Source organism: Telluria sp. ZB4P36 (assembly GCF_059685865.1).
Genome location: NZ_JCASIE010000016.1, coordinates 14,138 through 33,029, shown reverse-complemented (window position 1 = coordinate 33,029; position 18,892 = coordinate 14,138). Strand labels below are relative to the sequence as shown.

Annotated in this window: 16 protein-coding genes; 15 read left to right on the top strand and 1 reads right to left on the bottom strand. The window is 66.3% G+C overall.

All coding sequences use genetic code 11. The annotated features are described in order from the left end of the window. The first annotated feature begins 33 nt into the window (after positions 1-33). The 14 genes from AC56LK_RS18905 to AC56LK_RS18840 all read left to right on the top strand — a co-directional run bounded on the left by AC56LK_RS18905 (position 34) and on the right by AC56LK_RS18840 (position 17,645). Positions 34-1,251, top strand: a complete 1,218-nt coding sequence (locus AC56LK_RS18905) for a glycosyltransferase (protein WP_497186030.1) — start codon at positions 34-36, stop codon at positions 1,249-1,251. A gap of 126 nt (positions 1,252-1,377) precedes the next feature. After that, positions 1,378-2,481 (top strand): glycosyltransferase family 4 protein, encoded by a 1,104-nt coding sequence (locus AC56LK_RS18900; protein WP_497186029.1) that lies wholly within the window; start codon positions 1,378-1,380, stop codon positions 2,479-2,481. A gap of 34 nt (positions 2,482-2,515) precedes the next feature. After that, positions 2,516-4,480: a heparinase II/III family protein gene (locus AC56LK_RS18895; RefSeq protein WP_497186028.1), complete on the top strand. Its 1,965-nt coding sequence runs from the start codon at positions 2,516-2,518 to the stop codon at positions 4,478-4,480. Between the two features lie 27 nt (positions 4,481-4,507). Next, on the top strand, positions 4,508-5,635 hold the full coding sequence (gene wecB, locus AC56LK_RS18890) for a non-hydrolyzing UDP-N-acetylglucosamine 2-epimerase (RefSeq protein WP_497186027.1): 1,128 nt from the start codon (positions 4,508-4,510) through the stop codon (positions 5,633-5,635). After that, on the top strand, positions 5,632-6,390 hold the full coding sequence (locus AC56LK_RS18885; protein WP_497186026.1) for a WecB/TagA/CpsF family glycosyltransferase: 759 nt from the start codon (positions 5,632-5,634) through the stop codon (positions 6,388-6,390). The genes wecB and AC56LK_RS18885 overlap by 4 nt, the downstream gene beginning before the upstream one ends. 237 nt (positions 6,391-6,627) lie before the next feature. After that, positions 6,628-7,626, top strand: a complete 999-nt coding sequence (galE, locus tag AC56LK_RS18880; protein ID WP_497186025.1) for a UDP-glucose 4-epimerase GalE — start codon at positions 6,628-6,630, stop codon at positions 7,624-7,626. Between the two features lie 25 nt (positions 7,627-7,651). After that, positions 7,652-8,830, top strand: coding sequence for a nucleotidyltransferase family protein (locus AC56LK_RS18875; protein WP_497186024.1), 1,179 nt, complete (start codon positions 7,652-7,654; stop codon positions 8,828-8,830). After that, complete coding sequence (locus tag AC56LK_RS18870) at positions 8,827-10,245, top strand: mannose-1-phosphate guanylyltransferase/mannose-6-phosphate isomerase (protein ID WP_497186023.1); 1,419 nt, start codon at positions 8,827-8,829, stop codon at positions 10,243-10,245. Before AC56LK_RS18875 ends, AC56LK_RS18870 begins: the two co-directional genes overlap by 4 nt. A 133-nt stretch (positions 10,246-10,378) precedes the next feature. After that, positions 10,379-11,098: a PEP_CTERM-anchored TLD domain-containing protein gene (locus tag AC56LK_RS18865; protein ID WP_497186022.1), complete on the top strand. Its 720-nt coding sequence runs from the start codon at positions 10,379-10,381 to the stop codon at positions 11,096-11,098. A gap of 140 nt (positions 11,099-11,238) precedes the next feature. Continuing rightward, a complete protein-coding gene (locus AC56LK_RS18860) occupies positions 11,239-12,261 on the top strand; it encodes a TIGR03790 family protein (RefSeq protein ID WP_497186021.1) in 1,023 nt (340 codons plus the stop codon). A gap of 145 nt (positions 12,262-12,406) precedes the next feature. Continuing rightward, on the top strand, positions 12,407-15,403 hold the full coding sequence (locus AC56LK_RS18855) for an ExeM/NucH family extracellular endonuclease (protein ID WP_497186020.1): 2,997 nt from the start codon (positions 12,407-12,409) through the stop codon (positions 15,401-15,403). 16 nt (positions 15,404-15,419) lie between these two features. Then, positions 15,420-16,007: an NF038129 family PEP-CTERM protein gene (locus AC56LK_RS18850; RefSeq protein WP_497186019.1), complete on the top strand. Its 588-nt coding sequence runs from the start codon at positions 15,420-15,422 to the stop codon at positions 16,005-16,007. Between the two features lie 180 nt (positions 16,008-16,187). After that, entirely contained in the window at positions 16,188-16,910 is a 723-nt protein-coding gene (locus tag AC56LK_RS18845; protein ID WP_497186018.1) for a winged helix-turn-helix domain-containing protein, read from the top strand. A gap of 6 nt (positions 16,911-16,916) precedes the next feature. Further along, complete coding sequence (locus AC56LK_RS18840; protein ID WP_497186017.1) at positions 16,917-17,645, top strand: LuxR C-terminal-related transcriptional regulator; 729 nt, start codon at positions 16,917-16,919, stop codon at positions 17,643-17,645. 48 nt (positions 17,646-17,693) lie between these two features. Here the strand turns inward: AC56LK_RS18840 and AC56LK_RS18835 are convergent, their stop codons facing one another. Further along, on the bottom strand, positions 17,694-18,023 hold the full coding sequence (locus AC56LK_RS18835; protein WP_497186016.1) for a hypothetical protein: 330 nt from the start codon (positions 18,021-18,023) through the stop codon (positions 17,694-17,696). A 322-nt stretch (positions 18,024-18,345) separates the two neighbouring features. Between AC56LK_RS18835 and AC56LK_RS18830 the strand changes: the two genes are divergently transcribed. Continuing rightward, positions 18,346-18,759, top strand: coding sequence for a hypothetical protein (locus tag AC56LK_RS18830; protein ID WP_497186015.1), 414 nt, complete (start codon positions 18,346-18,348; stop codon positions 18,757-18,759). The last annotated feature ends 133 nt before the right edge of the window (positions 18,760-18,892 follow it).

Genomic DNA, 18,892 nt, shown 5'->3' with positions numbered 1-18,892 from the left:
AATCGGCTGGTCTTGCCCATCCATATGAACCGCATGCACAAGCCCCTGTCCATCGCCTTCATCGTCCGTGATCCTCTACCTCCCTTGCGTGCCGACCTACTGACCCTGTTCGGCGCCGAGATGCCGCGTTACGGCGTGCACACCGAGCTGGTGGGGCAGTCCGGCAGCGAGGGCGGGGCGCCGTGGCAGGCGGGCGGCATGCACGCGGTCGGCAGCCTGAAGTCGCGGTTCGCCCCGGTCATGTCGCCGCTCTGGGACCTGCGCGGCCTGTTGCAGGCGCGGCGCAGGGGGCGGCCCGACTGCATCCAGGTGCGCGACAAGATCGCCTCCGGCCTGCTCGGGCGCCTCGCCGCCTCCGTCCTGCGCGTGCCTTTCATTTACTGGATGTCCTTCCCGATCGTCGAAGGCTTCGAGGTGCGCCGCGACGAGATCGGCAGCCGCAAGAAGGGACTGAAGTGGCTCGCCCACGCGCTGCGCGCCGCCGCCTCGCGCTTCGTCGTCTACCGCCTGGTGCTGCCGGGCGCCCGCCACATCTTCGTCCAGAGCGAAGCCATGGCCGACTGGCTGGCGAGCCAGGGCTTCGCGCGCGCGCGCATGACCGCCGTGCCGATGGGCGTCGATGCCGCGCTGTTCGACCGCAGCACGGTCGAGCCGGTCGAGGACCCGCGCCTGATCGGGCGCCGCGTGGTTCTCTACCTCGGCCGTATCGCCCAGGCGCGCCGCTCGGATTTCCTGCTCGACGTCGCAGAGCAACTCAAGGAGGACGTCCCCGATGTGCTCCTCGTGATCGCCGGCGACGCCGCCTCGAACGACGAAATGGACTGGATGCGCGCCGAGATCGCCCGCCGCGGCATCCAGGAGCACGTGCTGCTGACCGGCTGGCTGCCCCAGCGTACCGCCCTCGGCTATGCGGTACGGGCCGAGGTGGGCCTGTCGCCGATTCCGCGCGGCACCCTGTTCGACGTCTCGTCGCCGACCAAGCTGGTCGAGTACCTGGCGCTGGGCATCCCCAGCGTCGCCAACGACATTCCGGACCAGCAGCTGGTCATAGCCGAGAGCGGGGCAGGGCTGTGTGCGCCCATGGAAACGGCCCCGTTTGCGGCAGCCGTGCGGCGCCTTCTGGAGGACAAGGCCCTCGCCGCGGAGTTCGCGAAACGTGGCCCAGCGTACGTAAGGAGCCACCGGACCTATGCTATTCTGGGGCGGATTGTTGCAGAAACGTACACGAAAATACTGCCTCGAAAGAGCTAAAAAAACAACACTGTAGTTCCACAGGCATCGTATCGTGCGCTTCCTGGAGTAAACACTGTTGTACTATCCAAAACAATTTCTATTTTGCAAACTCGTTTGCAGCCACCGGAGGGAAGGGCGAATGGCATGAACCGGGTATCGGCATCGGCAGCGCCCGCGGCGACGCATGCCTCGCCCAGGGTGCTCATGCTGGGTACCGAGCCTGGTGGACGCGGTGGTGTCGCCACCGTGGTCTCGCTGTTGCGCCAGAACGGCCTGTTCGAGCGCGAGGGCGTCCGCTACGTCTCGACCCATGCCGAAGGCAGCCGTGCCGCCAAGATCGGCGCCGCCTTCAAGGGCCTGCTGCGCACCCTGGCCTGCCTGGCGCGCGGCCCGGACATCGTCCATGCGCATGCGGCCTCGAACGGCAGTTTCGTACGCAAGTCGGTGCTGCTGGCGCTGGCCCGCGCGAGCGGCGCCAAGACCGTGTTCCACCTGCACGGCGCCTGCTTCGACAGCTTCATCGAACGCTCGAATCCGCTGATGCGGCGCTGGATCCGCCATACGCTCGAACAGAGCGCGGTCGTGATCGCGCTGTCGACCCGCTGGGCGAGCTACCTGAACGGCTTCGCGCCGCGCGCCCGGGTCGTCGTGATCCCGAATTCGGTGCCGCTGCCCCCTGCGGGGCCGGACCGGGCCGAACCGGGCCGCATCCTGTTCCTCGGCCAGGTCGAGCCGCGCAAAGGCATTTATGAACTGGTGGAAGCGCTGGCCCTGCTCAAGGACCGCTACCCGCAGGTGAAGCTGGCGGTCGGCGGGCAGGGCGAGCTGGCGCAGCTCAAGGCGCGCGCGGCGGCGCGCGGCGTAGCCGAGCGCATCGAGGAGCTGGGCTGGGTCACCGCCGAACGCAAACAGGAAGAACTGGCGCGCGCCGCCATCTTTTGCCTGCCTTCGCATGCCGAAGGCTTGCCGATGGCGCTGCTCGAGGCGATGGCGGCCGGGAAGGCGGTGGTCAGCACCGGCGTCGGCGGCATCCCGGATGCGCTGCGCGACGGCGACAACGGCCTGATGGTCGAGCCGGGCAACGTGGAAGCGCTGGCAGCCGCCCTCGGCAAGCTGCTGGGCGACGACGGGGAGCGCCGGCGCCTGGGCGCGCGCGCCCGCGCCACCATCGAACAGGAATTCGAGTCCGGCGTCGTGATCGGACAACTATCAGCGGTGTATCAGCAATTGCGGCAGCAGCGCAGCTGAAGCAACATCGCGACCACCTCAGCGGGGGAGAGAGATGAACGCAACAGTAAGAATAGGATGGCTGGTGAACCGGCTGCGCTGCATGTCGGTGGCCGAAGTGGGTTACCGGGTCCGCCAGGCTGCCGCCACCCGGATGGGCCGGCGCATGGCAGGCCGCTCGGCGCCCACGCCGCTGCCGCGCGCCCGCACGCTGGCCGTGCATGGCGCTCCCACGCTCGGCGCCGCCGAAATCGAGGCCCTCCTGCTCGACGCCGAGCGCATCTGCGCCGGCCATGTGGTGCTGTTCGCGGAACGCCGTTTCGACGTCGGCGTGCCCACCGCCTGGAACCGCGATCCCGAGACCGGCGTCACCGGTCCGTCCATCTACGCCGGCGACATCGCCATCACGAACCGCGAACAGGTCGGCGACATCAAGCACGTGTGGGAACTGAACCGCCACCTGCACCTCGTCCGCCTGGCCCAGGCCTGGGTGGTGAGCGGCGAAGTGCGCTGGCTGCACGCGCTCGGGCAGCAGCTGCGCAGCTGGCTCGAGCAGTGCCCGCCGCTGACCGGTCCCAACTGGACCAGCTCGCTCGAACTGGGCATCCGCCTGGTCAACTGGAGCCTGGTCTGGCAACTGGTCGGCGGCGAGAACAGCCCCCTGTTCGACGGCGAATCCGGCCAGAAGCTGCGCGAAGACTGGCAGGGCAGCATCCATGCCCACTGCCGCGGCATCGCGCGCCACCTGTCGCGCCATTCCTCGGCCAACAATCACCTGATCGGCGAACTGGCCGGCCTCTACGTCGGCGCCAGCACCTGGCCGTGCTGGAAGGAATCCGGCGAGTGGCTGGAGCAGGCGCGCCGCGAGCTCGAACACGAGGCCGTGGCCCAGTATTCGCGCGACGGCGTCAACCGCGAGCAAGCCTTCGCCTACCATATCTTCTCGAGTGAATTCCTGTTCGTCGCCGGCCTGATGGGCCAGGCCTGCGGCCAGCCTTTCCCGCGCCACTACTGGGCCTCGCTGCAGCGCGCGCTGCGCTTCCTGCGCTCGGTGCGCGACTCTAGCGGCCATGTGCCGGCGGTGGGCGACGCCGATGACGGCTGCGTGTTCCGCCTCGACGCTTCCGGCATGGACCGCGCCGCCCAGCTGCTGGCGCTGGGCGACACCGTGTTCGGCGCCGCCGGCGATACCCACCCCGGCGTGCGCTGGCTGCTGCATGCGCTGCCGGGTTCGCGCCCGGACTGCGACCCGCACGAAGTCGATACCGGCTGGGCCTTCCCGGATGGCGGCTACCTCCTGTTCGGCAACCACTTCGGCGAACACCAGGAGGTCAAGGGCATGCTCGACTGCGGCCCGCTCGGCTACCTCGGCATCGCCGCCCACGGCCACGCCGACGCGCTGGCGATGACGCTGTCGGTGGCGGGCGAGGAATGCCTGATCGATCCCGGCACCTATTCCTACTGGCAGGAGCAGAAGTGGCGAGACTATTTCCGCGGCACGTCCAGCCACAACACCGTGCGCATCGATGGCCTCGACCAGTCGACCAGCGGCGGGCGCTTCATGTGGCTGCGCAAGGCGCAAGCCCGCATCGAGCGCATGCCCAGCAGCCCGAACGACTTCGATTTCCGCGGCTCGCACGACGGCTATACCCGCCTGTCCGACCCGGTGCGCCACATGCGCAGCGTGCGCTTCGACGGCGCCAGCAACACCCTGGTCGTACGCGACGAAGTCTCGGCGCGCAAGCAGCACAAGGTCGAACTGTTCTGGCACTTCGCGCCCGAGCTCGACGTGCGCCTGACCAGCCATGGCCTGTCGGTACGCGGCAAGCGCTTCGTGCTGCAGCTGCAGGCCAGCGGCGCCGACCTGCAGCTGGAACTGGTGCGCGGCGCCGAAAACCCGCCGCTCGGCTGGTGCTCGCGCACCTATGAATCGAAGCTTCCTTGCGAAGTGCTGCGTATCACGACCGTATCGTCCGCCGTCCCTGTCGAATGCAGGTTTACAATAACGTTCCTGCATTAGTAAAATGTTATCGTTAGGAAAGTTGCAATGCTGATATATCTCGTTGCTGGTGCCCGTCCGAACTTCATGAAAATCGCGCCGATCGTGCGTGCCCTGCAGGCACAGTCGGCTTTGTCCTTCAAGATCATCCACACCGGACAGCACTACGACCGCGAGATGAACGATGTCTTCTTCGAAGAACTCGGCATCCCGCAACCCGACGTGTTCATGGCCGCCGGCGGCGGCAGCCATGCCCAGCAGACCGCCAAGATCATGCTCGGCTTCGAGGAGCTGTGCGAAGCCGAGCGCCCGGCCGCCGTGCTGGTGGTGGGCGACGTCAACTCGACCCTGGCCTGCTCGATCGTGGCCAAGAAGCTGCAGATCCCGGTGGCCCACGTCGAAGCCGGCCTGCGCAGCGGCGACATGAGCATGCCGGAGGAAATCAACCGCCTCGTCACGGACAGCATCTCGGACTGGTTCTTCGCCACCGAGCCGGCCGCCGTCGAGCACCTGCGCCGCGAAGGAAAGCCGGATTCCGCCGTGCACTACGTCGGCCACGTGATGGTGGACAACGTGCTGTACCAGGCCGAGAAGCTGTCGCAGCTCGACAGCTCCGGCTTCGAGACCAGTGCATTCAAGGCCGCCCACCGACGCTACGGGGTGGTGACCCTGCACCGCCCGAGCAACGTCGACGAACCCGCAAGCCTGGCGCGCATCGCCGGCGCCCTGAAGGAGATCGCGCAGGACTTGCCGCTGATCTTCCCGGTGCACCCGCGCACCCGCGCCAACATCGGGAAATTCGGCATCGACCTCGGCCCCAACATCACCCTGGCCGGCCCGCAGGCCTACATGGCCTTCCTCGGCCTGTGGAAGGACGCGGCCGTGGTGCTCACCGACAGCGGCGGCCTGCAAGAGGAAACGACGGCGCTGGGCGTGCCCTGCATCACGATCCGCGAGAACACCGAACGCCCGGTGACGGTCGACGAAGGCACCAATGTGCTGGCCGGCACCGATCCCGAAGCCATCGTGCGCGAAGCCAGGAAGGTCTTGCGCGGCGAGGGCAAGCAGGGCCGCCGGCCGGAGCTGTGGGACGGCAAGGCGGCCGAGCGCATCGTCGCGGTCCTGGCACGGGAGCTGGCGGCGGGCGCTGCACCTTCTGAAAAGGAAGCCGCATGAACGAACGGATCACCCTGATGGGCTGTCAGGTCGATAACCTGACGATGGAAGAAACGCTGGGCAAGGTCGAAGGCTTCATCCAGACCGGCCTGCCGCACCAGCACGTGGTGGTCAATGTGGACAAGCTGGTCAAGGCCAGCCGCGACCCGGAACTGCGCCAGATCATCAACGACTGCGCCCTGGTCAACGTGGACGGCATGCCGGTGGTGTGGGCCTCGCGCCTGCTCGGCAAGCCGCTCAAGGAAAGGGTGGCCGGCGTCGACCTGTTCGAGGCGCTGATGCGGCGCGCGGGCGAAAAGGGCTGGCGCGTGTTCCTGCTCGGCGCACGCGAAGAAGTCGTCAGCAAGGTGGCCGAGACCTATACCCGCAAGTACCCGCGCCTGGTGCTGGCGGGCTACCGCAATGGCTACTGGAAGGGCGAGGAAGAAGAGCAGGCGGTGGCCGAACAGATCCGCGCAAGCCGGGCCGACCTGCTGTTCGTGGCGATCAGCTCGCCCAAGAAGGAACAATTTCTCGGCAAGTACCAGGCCCATATGCGGATTCCCTTCGCCATGGGCGTCGGCGGCACCTTCGACGTCGCCATCGGCAAGGTGAAGCGGGCTCCGCTCTGGATGCAGCGGTCCGGGCTCGAATGGTTCTACCGCTTCCTGCAGGAGCCGCGCCGCATGTTCCGGCGCTACTTCATCGAAGACGTGGCCTTCATCGGCCTGTTGTGCAAGGAAGCATTCAAGGGCCGGCAGGCCAGGCAGGGATAGGTCGGCCATAGAAGCCGTCCGGGCAAGAACAGTCTAGCGCCCCAAGCAAGAAACGCGAAGAACGCACGGTGGAGACCGCATGGCCGCCGCATCCGTCCGCCCCGGCGGCAGGTGCAGGTGTTCGTGTCGTGTCCGCTGCGGCAGGGCGTGTGTGCATGCCCCGCGCAGCAGTGATATGCTGCGCATTGCATTGTCACATTATTAATACGTATCACATATCACAGAGAGCGAAACGACATGAAGATCCTGGTTACTGGCGGCATGGGTTATATCGGTTCCCACACCGTCGTCGAACTGCAGAACGCTGGCCACGAGGTGGTCGTGGTGGACAACCTGTCCAACGCGGTCGCATCGGTACAGGAGCGTGTGCAACGGATCACGGGCAAGGCCTTCGTCTTCGAGGAAGCCGACATCCGCGACCGCGCGGCCCTGGAGCGCGTGTTCGGCGCCCACAAGGTCGATGCGGTGATCCACTTCGCCGGCCTGAAGGCGGTCGGCGAATCGGTGGCGCAGCCGCTGCGCTACTACGACAACAACGTCAACGGCAGCGTCATCCTGTTCGAGACCATGGCCAAGTTCGGCGTGAAGACGATCGTGTTCTCGTCCTCGGCCACCGTGTACGGCGATCCGGCCTCGGTGCCGATCCGCGAAGACTTCCCGCTGTCGGCCACCAATCCCTACGGCCGCAGCAAGCTGATGATCGAGGACATCCTGCGCGACCTGGCCAAGGCCGAACCCAGCTGGCGCATCGCGCTGCTGCGCTACTTCAACCCGGTCGGCGCCCACGAAAGCGGCCTGATCGGCGAAGAGCCGAACGGCATCCCCAACAACCTGGTGCCCTACATCGCCCAGGTCGCCAACGGCCAGCGCGACAAGCTGTCCGTGTTCGGCGGCGACTACCCGACCCCGGACGGTACCGGCCTGCGCGACTACATCCATGTGGTCGACCTGTCGATCGGCCACGTGAAGACCCTCGACCGCCTGGCCAAGGGGCCGGGCATCGTTACCTACAACCTCGGCACCGGCCGCGGCAACAGCGTACTCGAAATGGTGAAGGCCTTCGAAGAGGCTTGCGGCCGCAAGATCGCCTACCAGATCGTCGAGCGCCGCCCGGGCGACGTGGCCAAGTGCTACGCCGACCCTGCCAAGGCGCGCGAAGAGCTGGGCTGGACTGCCGAGCGTGATGTCGCTCAAATGTGCGCCGACGTGTGGCGCTACCAAACCACAGCCAAATAAACTAAGTTACGTAAAGGACGGTCTGATGAAAGCCATGATTCTCGCTGCAGGCAAGGGCACGCGCGTACGCCCGCTGACCTATGACCTGCCAAAACCCATGATCCCGCTGCTGGGCAAACCCGTGATGGCCTACCTCGTCGAGCACCTCAAGAAGCATGGCGTGACCGAGATCATGGTCAACGTCAGCTGGCTGCACGAAAAGATCGAGGAATACTTCGGTGAAGGCGAGCAGTTCGGGGTCCAGATCGGCTACTCGTTCGAGGGCTACATCAAGGACGACGGCGAAGTCGTGCCCGAGCCGATCGGCTCGGCCGGCGGCATGAAGAAGATCCAGGAATTCGGCGGCTTCTTCGACGACACCACCATCGTGCTGTGCGGCGACGCCCTGATCGACCTCGATCTCAAGGCGGCGCTCCTCGAGCACCGCCGCAAGGGAGCGATGGCCACCGTCATCACCAAGGAAGTCCCGTGGGACAAGGTCTCGTCCTATGGCGTGGTGGTCACCGACGCCGAAGGGCGCATCACCGAGTTCCAGGAAAAGCCGTCCGAAGCCGAAGCGAAGTCGAACTTCATTTCCACCGGCATCTACATCTTCGAACCGGAAGTCATCGACCTGATCCCGTCGGGCGTGCCCTTCGACATCGGTTCCGAGCTGTTCCCGCTGCTGGCCGAGCGCGGCCTGCCGTTCTATGCCCAGGGGCGCCCCTTCAACTGGCTCGACATCGGCACCATGAGCGACTACTGGGAAGTGCTGCAGACCGTGCTGACCGGCGAGGTCAACCACATGGACGTGCCGGGCATCCAGATCGAGCCCGGCGTCTGGACCGGCCTGAACACCAGCATCGACTGGAACGGCACGGTCATCGAGGGTCCGGTCTACATCGGCTCGAATGTGCGCATCGAAGCCGGGGCCCGCATCGTCGGCCCGACCTGGATCGGCCACGGCAGCCACATCTGCGAAGGCGCCGAGGTGGTGCGTAGTGTGTTGTTCGAATACACACGGGTGTTGCATGATGTAACATTGCATGAAATGATCGTTTTCAAGGATTACAGTGTCGACCGCAAAGGCGAGATGAAGCATTCCTCCGAGTACTCTTCCCAGGAATGGCTGAATGCGCGCGACCGCCGGCGCTCGCGGCGCAAGGAAACCGACAGTACGAGCAGCAACGAGCTCGAGAAAATCATAGAGAAAGCAAGCGCATGAAAATCTACCCAGTCATCCTCTCCGGCGGTGCCGGTACCCGCCTGTGGCCCTTGTCGCGCGCCGTGTTGCCCAAGCAGCTGCTGCCGCTGGTGGCCGACAAGACCATGCTGCAGGAAACTGCGCTGCGGGTGGCCGGCTGGCCGGGAGTGATGGCGCCGCTCGTGGTATGCGGTAACGATCACCGTTTCATGGTGGCGGAACAGCTGCGCGAGATCGGCATCACCCCGCTCGGCATCCTGCTCGAGCCGGTCGGCCGCAACACCGCCCCGGCGGTGGCGGCGGCGGCCCACTACCTGAAGGCGATCGATCCGGAAGCGCTGATGCTGGTGCTGCCGGCCGACCACGTGATCGCGAACGGCGCGGCCTTCCGCGACGCGGTCGAGCGCGCCGTAACCCTGGTGTCGCAAGGCGCCCTGGCCACCTTCGGCATCGTACCCAAGACCCCGGAGACCGGCTACGGCTACATCCGCCGCGGCGAACAGGTCGCCCATTGCGGCGACTGCTACAAGGTGGCGCGCTTCGTCGAGAAGCCGGACGCCGCCACCGCGCAAAGCTTCCTGGACGACGGCGGCTACTACTGGAACAGCGGCATGTTCATGTTCCGCGCCGAGCGCTTCCTGGCCGAACTGCAGCTGCACGCACCGGCCATCGCCGACGCCGCCGGCAAGGCCGTCAGCACCGGCTACCGCGACCTCGACTTCTGCCGCCTGGAAGAACAGGCCTTCTCCGACAGCCCGTCCGATTCGATCGACTACGCAGTGATGGAAAAGACCCGCGACGCCGCCGTGGTGCCGGCCGACATCGGCTGGAACGACGTCGGCTCCTGGTCGGCGCTGTGGGAAGTGCAGCCCAAGGATGCCAACGGCAATGCCCAGCGCGGCGACGTCTACCTGGACGGCGTCACCAATTCGCTGGTGCGTGCCGAGTCGCGCATCGTGGCCGTGGTCGGCGTCGACAACCTGGTCGTGGTCGAGACCCAGGACGCGGTGCTGGTCACCCACAAGGACCAGGTGCAGCGCGTCAAGCAGGTGGTCGACCACCTCAAGAGCAAGGCGCGCACCGAACACCTGCACCACACGCGCGTGTACCGCCCCTGGGGCCACTACGAAGGCATCGATGCCGGCGACCGCTTCCAGGTCAAGCGCATCACCGTCAAGCCGGGCGAGAAGCTCTCGCTGCAGATGCACCACCACCGCGCCGAGCACTGGGTCGTGGTGTCGGGCACCGCGCGCGTGACCTGCGGCGACCGCGTCAGCCTGCTGTCCGAGAACGAATCGACCTATATCCCGATCGGCATGAACCATCGCCTGGAAAACCCGGGCAAGCTGCCGCTGCACATCATCGAAGTGCAGTCCGGCAGCTACCTCGGCGAGGACGACATCGTCCGCTTCGAGGACATCTACCAGCGCGCCTGATCCGGCGCCGCCATTGAGCTGAACTGTACGGCCCTGCCGTACAGTTCAAGCCGCTTGCGCAGCGGAACCGTGCGAACCCCTTACGGAACACGGGCATACAATTGCCTGCAACTGAACGAGCGAGGGGTAATCCATGAAAACAATCCTTGCAGCGTCTGCGCTGGCCGTCGTGCTGGCCGCACCGGCGGCGTACGCCCAGAACGGCGTGCCTCTGCTGGACCTGACCCTGTACGGCCAGCTCGAACGCTGGCTGGGCGCCGGTCCGCTGGACCTGCGCAACATCTATACCCGGGAACAGGGCCACAATTCGCGCGACTTCCACGCCGCCGCCGACGGCGCCGGCATGACCTTCACGCTGCTCCAGGTCACCAACGATTTCGGCCAGAGCTGGATTGTCGGCGGCTACAATCCGCAGAGCTGGTCGTCCACCGACGGCTGGCACGAAACGCCGAACGACTGGCAGCGCACCGCCTTCATTTTCAACTACACCGACGCCCAGCTGTGGCGCCAGGTCATGCGCGACAATGTCTTGCCGAACCGCGGCCTGCGCCAGACCTTCAACGATCCGAATCACGGCCCGACCTTCGGCGCCGGCCCCGACCTGTTCGTCAATGACCGCCTGAACGCGGCCATGTCCTGGCAGGTAAGCTACGGCGACGGCCTGTCCGAGGGCACCAGCATCATCGACGGCAGCACCGGCGGCCAGCTGTTCCGGGTCGACGCGCTCGAGGTGTATTCGATCTCGCTCGTGCCCGAACCCGCCAACACGGCGATGTTCATCGGTGGCCTGGGCGTGCTCGGATGGACCGCGTGGCGGCGGCGCGCGCGGCCCGCACTCCGGCGCACGCACTGAGCAGGGGCGCAGGGCAGCGGCCACGCCGCTCAGCAGTGAGCTGAAAGAACGGCAAGCTGTGGCATGATGACGGCGGAGCTTCGGCTCCGCCATCCGTTCACCATGCGACCGATCCGATGCGACCGAAACTGCAAGCATTCTTGCATGCCTCCCTGCGTGCCATTTTTCTCTGCTGCCTGTCCCTGACCTGCGCCACCGCTGCCGTCGGCGCGCCGGCGTCCGCACTCAAACCCTCGCAACTGGCGATCGTCATCAATGACGAGGATCCGAACAGCGTCGCGGTGGGCGCCTACTACCGCAAGCGGCGCGGTATCCCGGCCGCGAACGTGGTGCACGTGCGCATTCCCGGCAAACCGCGTGCAATCAGTCCGGCCCAGTTCCGCCTGCTGAAGGAAGAGATCGACAGCCAGCTCGGGCCCCAGGTCCAGGCGCTGCTGATGGTCTGGACCGCGCCCTATGCCGTCGACTGCAATGCGATCACCGGCGCCTACACCCTCGGCTTCGACGGCAGCCAGTGCGCCAGGACCTGCTCTCCCGGCCAGCCCAGTCCCTATTTCAACAGCAAGTCGGCGCGCCCTTTCGATGAGCACGGGATCCGCCTGTCGATGCTGCTGCCGACCGAATCGGTGCAGGAGGCGAAGGACTTGATCGACCGCGGCGTGGCGGCCGGCTTCCGCACCGTGCCCGCCACCGCCTATTACCTCGCCACCTCGGAAAAGGCGCGCAATACCCGCGCCGGCTTCTTTCCCCGCCCCGGGCGTATTCCCGGCCGCCGGCTCACCACCAAAGTGATGCAGGCCGATGCGCTGGAAGGGGTGAAGGACGTGCTGGTCTACCAGACCGGGATGGCCCAGGTCGCCAAGCTCGACACCATCGGCTTCGTGCCCGGCGCCCTGGCCGACCACCTGACTTCGCTCGGCGGCGACTTGCTCGGCACGTCCCAGATGAGCAGCCTGCGCTGGCTGGAAGCGGGCGCCACCGCCAGCTACGGCACGGTCAGCGAGCCCTGCAATCACTGGCAGAAATTTCCCAATCCCTCGGTCCTGCTGCGCCACTACCTGAGCGGCGACAGCGCCATCGAAGCCTACTGGAAGAGCGTGGCCTGGCCCGCCCAGGGGCTGTTCATCGGCGAACCGCTGGCTGCGCCCTATCGGGGCCGCTGAGCGTCCCTGTTTTTAGCCAATTTGCAACGGATTGATCCGATCGGATCAATACGTGGTCATCATGTTGTCAATTTGCGCATTTACTATGCATTTTGCTAACAAAGCATTCGTTTATTGCATGCGACCATCCATCCATCGGGAAACCATGAAAAATTTTGCAACGCTCGCTCCGCGACGCACCATCCTCGCAGCGCTGCTCGCCGGTATCGCCGCAACGGCTGCGGCTGACAGTCCCGTCGTCATCAGCCAGGTCTACGGTGCCGGCGGCAATACCGGCGCGGCCTGGAACCGCGACTTCGTCGAGCTGTTCAACCGCAGCGGCAGCGACGTCAGCCTGGGCGGAATGAGCCTGCAGTACCAGTCGACCTCGGGTACGACCTGGGTGACCAACTTCACGGTCCTGCCGAACGTGACCCTGAAGCCGGGGCAGTACTTCCTCGTTACCGGCGCCCAGGGCGGCGCCAAGGCCGGCACCGATGTCGGCACGGCGGACCATGCCGGCACGCTCGACCTGGCAGGCGCGAACGGCAAGGTCGCGTTGGCCAGGACGACGGCGCGCCTGGGGACGCCCGATGGCAAACCGGATGTGCTCGACATGGTGGGCTTCGGCACCGCCGACCGCTACGAGACGGCGGCCGCGCCGGCGCCGTCGAACACGAACTCGATCCAGCGCGCGCTGGGCGGCTGCACCGACACCGACAACAATGCGGCCGACTTCAGCGCGGGACCGGTCACCGGTCCGCGCCGCAGCAGCACGCTGCCGCTCAACGTCTGCAACAACGGGCCGGCCGCCGAGCCGATCGTGACCAGTTGCCCGGCCGGGGTGCTGACCCAGGCCGGCACGCCGGTCAGCCTGGCACTGTCGGCCAGCGACAAGGACAGCATCGTCAACGGCGCGAGCATCGTTGCCGGCGGGGTGGCCGGCATCAGCCTGGTCAACCTGGCCCCTGCAGGCGCGGACGGCGCCAGCGCCAGCGTGACCCTGCAGGTCGACGCCGGCGTCATCAACGGCAACTACCCGGTCAAGATCAGCTTCACCAACGACGACAGCCAGGAACAGAGCTGCACCGTCGCCGTGAAGGTAGCCGGCGAGCACAGCATCCCGCAGATCCAGGGCAGCGGCACGACCAGCGAGTACGCCGGCATGGTGCAGACCACCGAGGGTGTCGTGACCGCCAAGCTGGGCAACAGCTTCTTCCTGCAAGACCCGAACGGCGATGGCGACCCGACGACCTCGGACGCCATCTACGTATTCAACAGCAATGCCGCTCTCGTCGCCGGCATCGCGCCGGGAGACCGCGTGCGTGTCTCCGGCACCGTGACCGAATACCGTCCGAGCGGCGCGCCGCGCACCTACACCGAGCTGACCGAGCTCGCCGGCGTGAGCAAGGTCGGCACCGGCCCGGCCATCGTTCCGACCAACATCGATCTGCCGAACACCGACTGGGGCCGCTACGAGGGCATGCTGGTGCGCGTCGTCTCGCCGCTGACCGTCAACCAGAACAAATACCTGGGCGACCGCGGTGAACTGAGCCTGGCGGCAGGCCGCCGCGAATCCCCGACCAACCGCCACCCGGCCGGTTCGCCGGAAGCGGACGCCCTGGCTGCGGAGAATGCCGGCAACCTCCTCGTGCTGGACGATGGCATCTTCTCCGAACCGGCGCTCATCCCCTATCTTGGCGAAGACAACACCGTGCGTTCCGGCGACACCGTCACGAACCTGGTAGGCGTGCTGGATTACGGTTCGACCGGCGGCAGCGGCGCGGCCTTCAAGCTGCAGCCACTGGAAGCGCCGCGGTTCTCGCGCACCAATCCGCGCCCGGCGGCCCCAAACCTGCCGGCCGGCGTCAAGGTTGCCAGCGCCAATGTGCTGAATTTCTTTACCACCTTCACCGACGGCAAGGATGCCTGGGGCAACAGCGGCCAGGGCTGCACCATCGGTTCGCGCACCTCGGCCAGCGAGTGCCGCGGTGCCGACAACATGACCGAGTTCCTGCGCCAGCGCAACCAGATCGTGGCCTCGCTCAAGGCCCTGGATGCCGACGTCGTTGGCCTGATGGAAATCCAGAACAACGGCGACATCGCTACCGCCTACCTGGTCGAGCAGCTCAACGCCGCCATCGGCCAGCCGGTCTACGCGATGGTGCCGACGCCAGCGGGCACGAGCCCGGGCACCGACGCCATCCGCGTCGCCATGATCTACAAGCCGGCCGTGCTGACTGCCGTCGGCAGCGCCATGCTGGACAGCGACCGCGTCAACAACCGCGCGCCGATGGCCCAGACCTTCAAGGCGTCCAACGGCGCCAGGTTCTCGTTGGTGGTCAACCACTTCAAGTCGAAGGCCAGCTGCAGCGGCGCCGGGATCGGCGACACCGAACTGGGCAACGGCCAGGGCTGCTGGGACGAGACCCGCGTGAAGCAGGCGACCCGCCTCACCGACGTGTTCCTGCCGCAGGTCACGGCGGCGGCCGGCGACGAGGACGTGCTGGTCATCGGCGACCTCAACGCCTATCCCTTCGAGCGTCCGATCAATCATCTGACCGGCAAGGGCTTCGTGAACCAGATCGAGCGCTTTATCCGTCCGCATGGCACGCCGTACTCCTACGTGTTCGACGGCGCCTCGGGCTACCTCGACCACGCGCTGGCGAGTGCCTCGCTGAGCCCGCAAGTGGCCGGCGCTGCCGAATGGCACAACAATGCCGACGAGCCGGAGCATATCGATTACAACCTGGGCGATACCGCGCAAGACCCGTATCGCGCTGGCGCCTACCGCGCTTCCGACCATGACCCGGTGGTGGTCAGCCTGGCCTTGAGCCCGACCTTCAGCGACGTGAGCGCGTCGGTCAAGGCGGTGGTGGGCGGCTTCATCATGAACCGCGTCACCGGGCAGTTCACCGGCAGCGTAGCCATCACCAACACCGGCACCGGAGCGCTCAACGGCCCGCTGCACTTGGTGCTGCAAGGCCTGCCGGCCGGCGTCACGCTCGCCAACGCGACCGGCATGCACAACGGCGCGCCTTACATCACGCTGCCGAACGCCGCGATCGCCCCCGGCGCCAAGATCACGGTCAGCACCACCTTCAACAACCCGAACAAGGTCGGCATCGCCTATACGCCGAAACTGTTCACCGGCTCGTTCTAAGTACAAGGAAACCAATATGAATCGCCTGCAAGCACTCTTCGTCCGCGCACTGCTGACCCTGGCCATGGTGGCCGGCGCCGCTCCGACGGCCCTCGCCGGCCCGCTCTACCACGTGTCGATCGACACCAGCACGCTCACCGGGCCGACCGGCTACTTCGACTTCCAGTTCAGCAGCCCGGCCGACGCGCTGCCGTCCTCGGTACGGATCAGCAACGTAGCGGGCGCCTTCGGTGCCACGCTCGACCAGCAGGGCGACTACAGCGGCACGCTGGCCGGCGGCCTCACGCTCGGCAACGGCGCCGGCTTCACCGGCATCCTGGCCGAGGCGCTGCTGGGCGGCACGTTCAGCTTCGACCTGCGCTTCGAGCAGGGCGCGGTCGGCAATGGCTCGCTGTTCAGCCTGATGGTGCAGGATTCGGGCAGCGCCCTTGGCCTGCTGACGATCGCGCTGACACCTGGAGAAGCCGATTTGATCGAGGTGGCGGGTGACGTGGCCTTCGACCTGTCCCAGGCCGCGGACGTGCCGGAACCGTCGGACTGGGCGCTGGTGCTCACCGGCCTGTTCCTGATTGCTGCAATGCGCCACGTCCAGTCACGCCGCTGATTCTCGTGTTTGCGTGAAAACGCCCGCCCTGCGGCAGGTGTTTTTATTTGTGCAATTTATTTCCTAAAAGTCTTAATTCAAAAGGGAAATTGTATTGTTCACCTTGCCACGCTTGCGGCATAGTCGGCGCATTGTCATGCGGGCTCCTTCGAACGGGGGAGCCATTACCGACCTGCCGCCATGTCCGTCCAAGTCTTCGTGGTCGATCCCGACGTTCCAACCCAGCAGTTGCTGACGCAGAACCTGTGCAGCGCCGGGCACCGGGTCAGCTGTTGTCCGGATGCCGAATCGGCCCTGGTCCTGCTTGACGAGGCCTTGCCGGACATGTTGTTGCTGGAATGGGAGTTGGCAGGCCAGAGCGGCGAAGCCCTGGTACGCCGCTTGCGCGCGCGGCCACGCACGCGCGAGTTGCCGGTGATTATGCTGACGGCACGCTGTGCGGAGCCGGACAAGATTTTGGCGCTGGAATCCGGCGCCGACGACTATCTCACCAAACCCTTCAGTCCCCGCGAATTGTTGGCCCGCATGCACGCGGTGCTGCGGCGCCGCGCGCCGCAGGTATCGAGCGACACGATCCAGCTGGCAGGCCTGCGGCTCGATCCCGCCACCCAGCGCGTCAGCGCAGGGGCGCGCCAGATCGTGCTCGGTCCGGTAGAGTTTCGCCTCCTGAATTTCCTGATGCACCATCCCGAGCGCGTCCATACCCGTTCCCAACTCCTCGACCAGGTCTGGGGCCGGCATGCCGTGCTGGACGAACGCACCGTCGACACCCACGTCGGCCGCCTGCGCAGCGCGCTGCAGGCGAGCGGCCACCAGGAACACATCGTGACGGTGCGCGGCAGCGGCTACCGCTTCGTCGCCTGGAATGCCGGCGCGCGCCTGGGATGGCCGTCGGCCGCCTGAGCCCTCATGGTCATCCTCAGCAAGCTCGAGCAGGAATACCTGCTACGCACGGTCGAGTCCGGCGTCGACCTGGCCGACCTGCACGCGCTGTTCCTGTGGGCGCAAGGTCCGATGCAGGCCCTGCTGCCGCACGAGGCGATGCTGTGCCTGCAGCTTGACGGGCGGGGTGGGGTGGTGCGTAGCGCATGCCTGCACCGCAAGGTACTCGACGCCGGCGCGCTGGACCGGCTGACCGGCAGCATCGGGCCGGGCCTTGCGCGGGCCTGGCGTTCAGGTCCTGCGCAGCCCGCCACGCTCGATCAAGATGTGCCCGCCGGCCACCTGTCCGGCTGCCTCGCCCTGCTGGACGGCAGCGGTTTCGATAACGCCCTGGTGCATGGCAGCGCCGCGCTCGATAGCGGGGCGACGCTGTTCATCCTGTTGGGGCTGCCTTTCCGGCCGGGACCCCGGCATGGCTACTTCCTGCAGTTGCTGCTGCCTTGCCTGCATCTGGGACTCTTGCGGGCACTCGCCGGCCGGGCCCGCGCCGGCAAGGCGCCGGCGCGTCCGCTCAGCGCGCGCGAGCTGGCGATATTGGCCTGCGTGCGCGACGGCCAGTCGAATGAAGAGGCGGGCAGGGCTTTGGGGATCAGTGCGCTGACGGTGAAGAACCACCTGCAGCGGATCTACCGGGTGCTGGACGTCGGTAACCGGGCCCATGCGGTAGCCCGTTGCCTCGATCTGCGTCTGTTTTAGAGGAAAGAAGAGAGGCGGCGCCGGCAGGCGCCGTGAGACCAGGACCGGTCAGGACTGTGCCGGTCCCATGCCGTCGGCCGATGCGCGGCGCATGGCGTCGATACGGAAGGCTTCGGCATTGCCGTCGATGATGCGCAGGCTGGCGCAGCCTTCGGCGGCGCAGTCCGGGGCCGGGTTGTTCGGGCCGGCGGCAGCGGCAACGGCCGGGCCGGTCGAGGCGGCCGGGGTGGCAGCGGCGCCGGCTGCGGCGACGCTCAGGTCGCTCTGTACTGCCGTGCCGAGGGTCATCGGCATTTGCGACTCATGCTGGCCTGCGCCGCAGGCGGTCAGGAGGGTGGTCAGGGCGAGGGCGGCGATAGTACGGAAGGAGATGTTCATGATTCGGTCTGGGTGAGCGGGCTCGTCAGTAACAGAATCTATTGTAGTGAGTAAATTTTTCCGCTGCTCAATTTTTTTCGTTAGTGAACAGCAAATATTAAGATTTAGAAATAAAAATGCGCGACGTTCCCGATTTTTGGATGCAGTTGCTGCGTCTATTTTTAAGGAGGTAAAAAATTCCGTACGGCAATTGATGTTCTGCGGCAACAGCGAATTGTTGCTGCGTAGCGAACTGGGGTGGGAGGGATGGCGAGCCGGCAAGCTTTGGCGTGCATACCGTGATTCGCTTGACCACATTCTGGCAAGCAGGGAGGATGGCAGGATGCGAAAACTCATCCTTATCCTCCTGCTCGGATGCACCGCCTGCACTACCCAGGCCCAGGATCCCGGCCGCAAGGAAACGCGCCCCGGCGCCTCTGCCCAGGGCGGCGACACCCTGGCCCGCATCCGCGCGCTGATCGGTCCGGCTTCCTGTACCGAGTCCAGCCAGTGCCGCACCCTGCCGGTCGGCGCCATGGCTTGCGGCGGTCCGCAAGCCTACCTGCCGTATTCGATGTCCGGTACCGACGAGAAAGCCCTGCGCGCCCTGGGCGAGCAGCACAAGGCCGAACGCATGGCCGAGATCAAGGCCGGCGGCATGGTATCGATCTGCCGCCACCTGCCCGATCCGGGCGCGGTCTGCACCAGCGGCGCTTGCCAGCTGGGGGCCTCGTCGCCGGCACCGGTCGCGCGCTGAAGCGGCGTGCGACGGGCATCGCGACTTGCGGCGGCGCAAGCGCGCCGCGCCGCTGTGATGGCAAAAAATAAAGAAATGTTGTCTTGGCCTTGGGCGCCGTGGTAGCCTTCAACGCCAAGCTTTTCGTACGTGC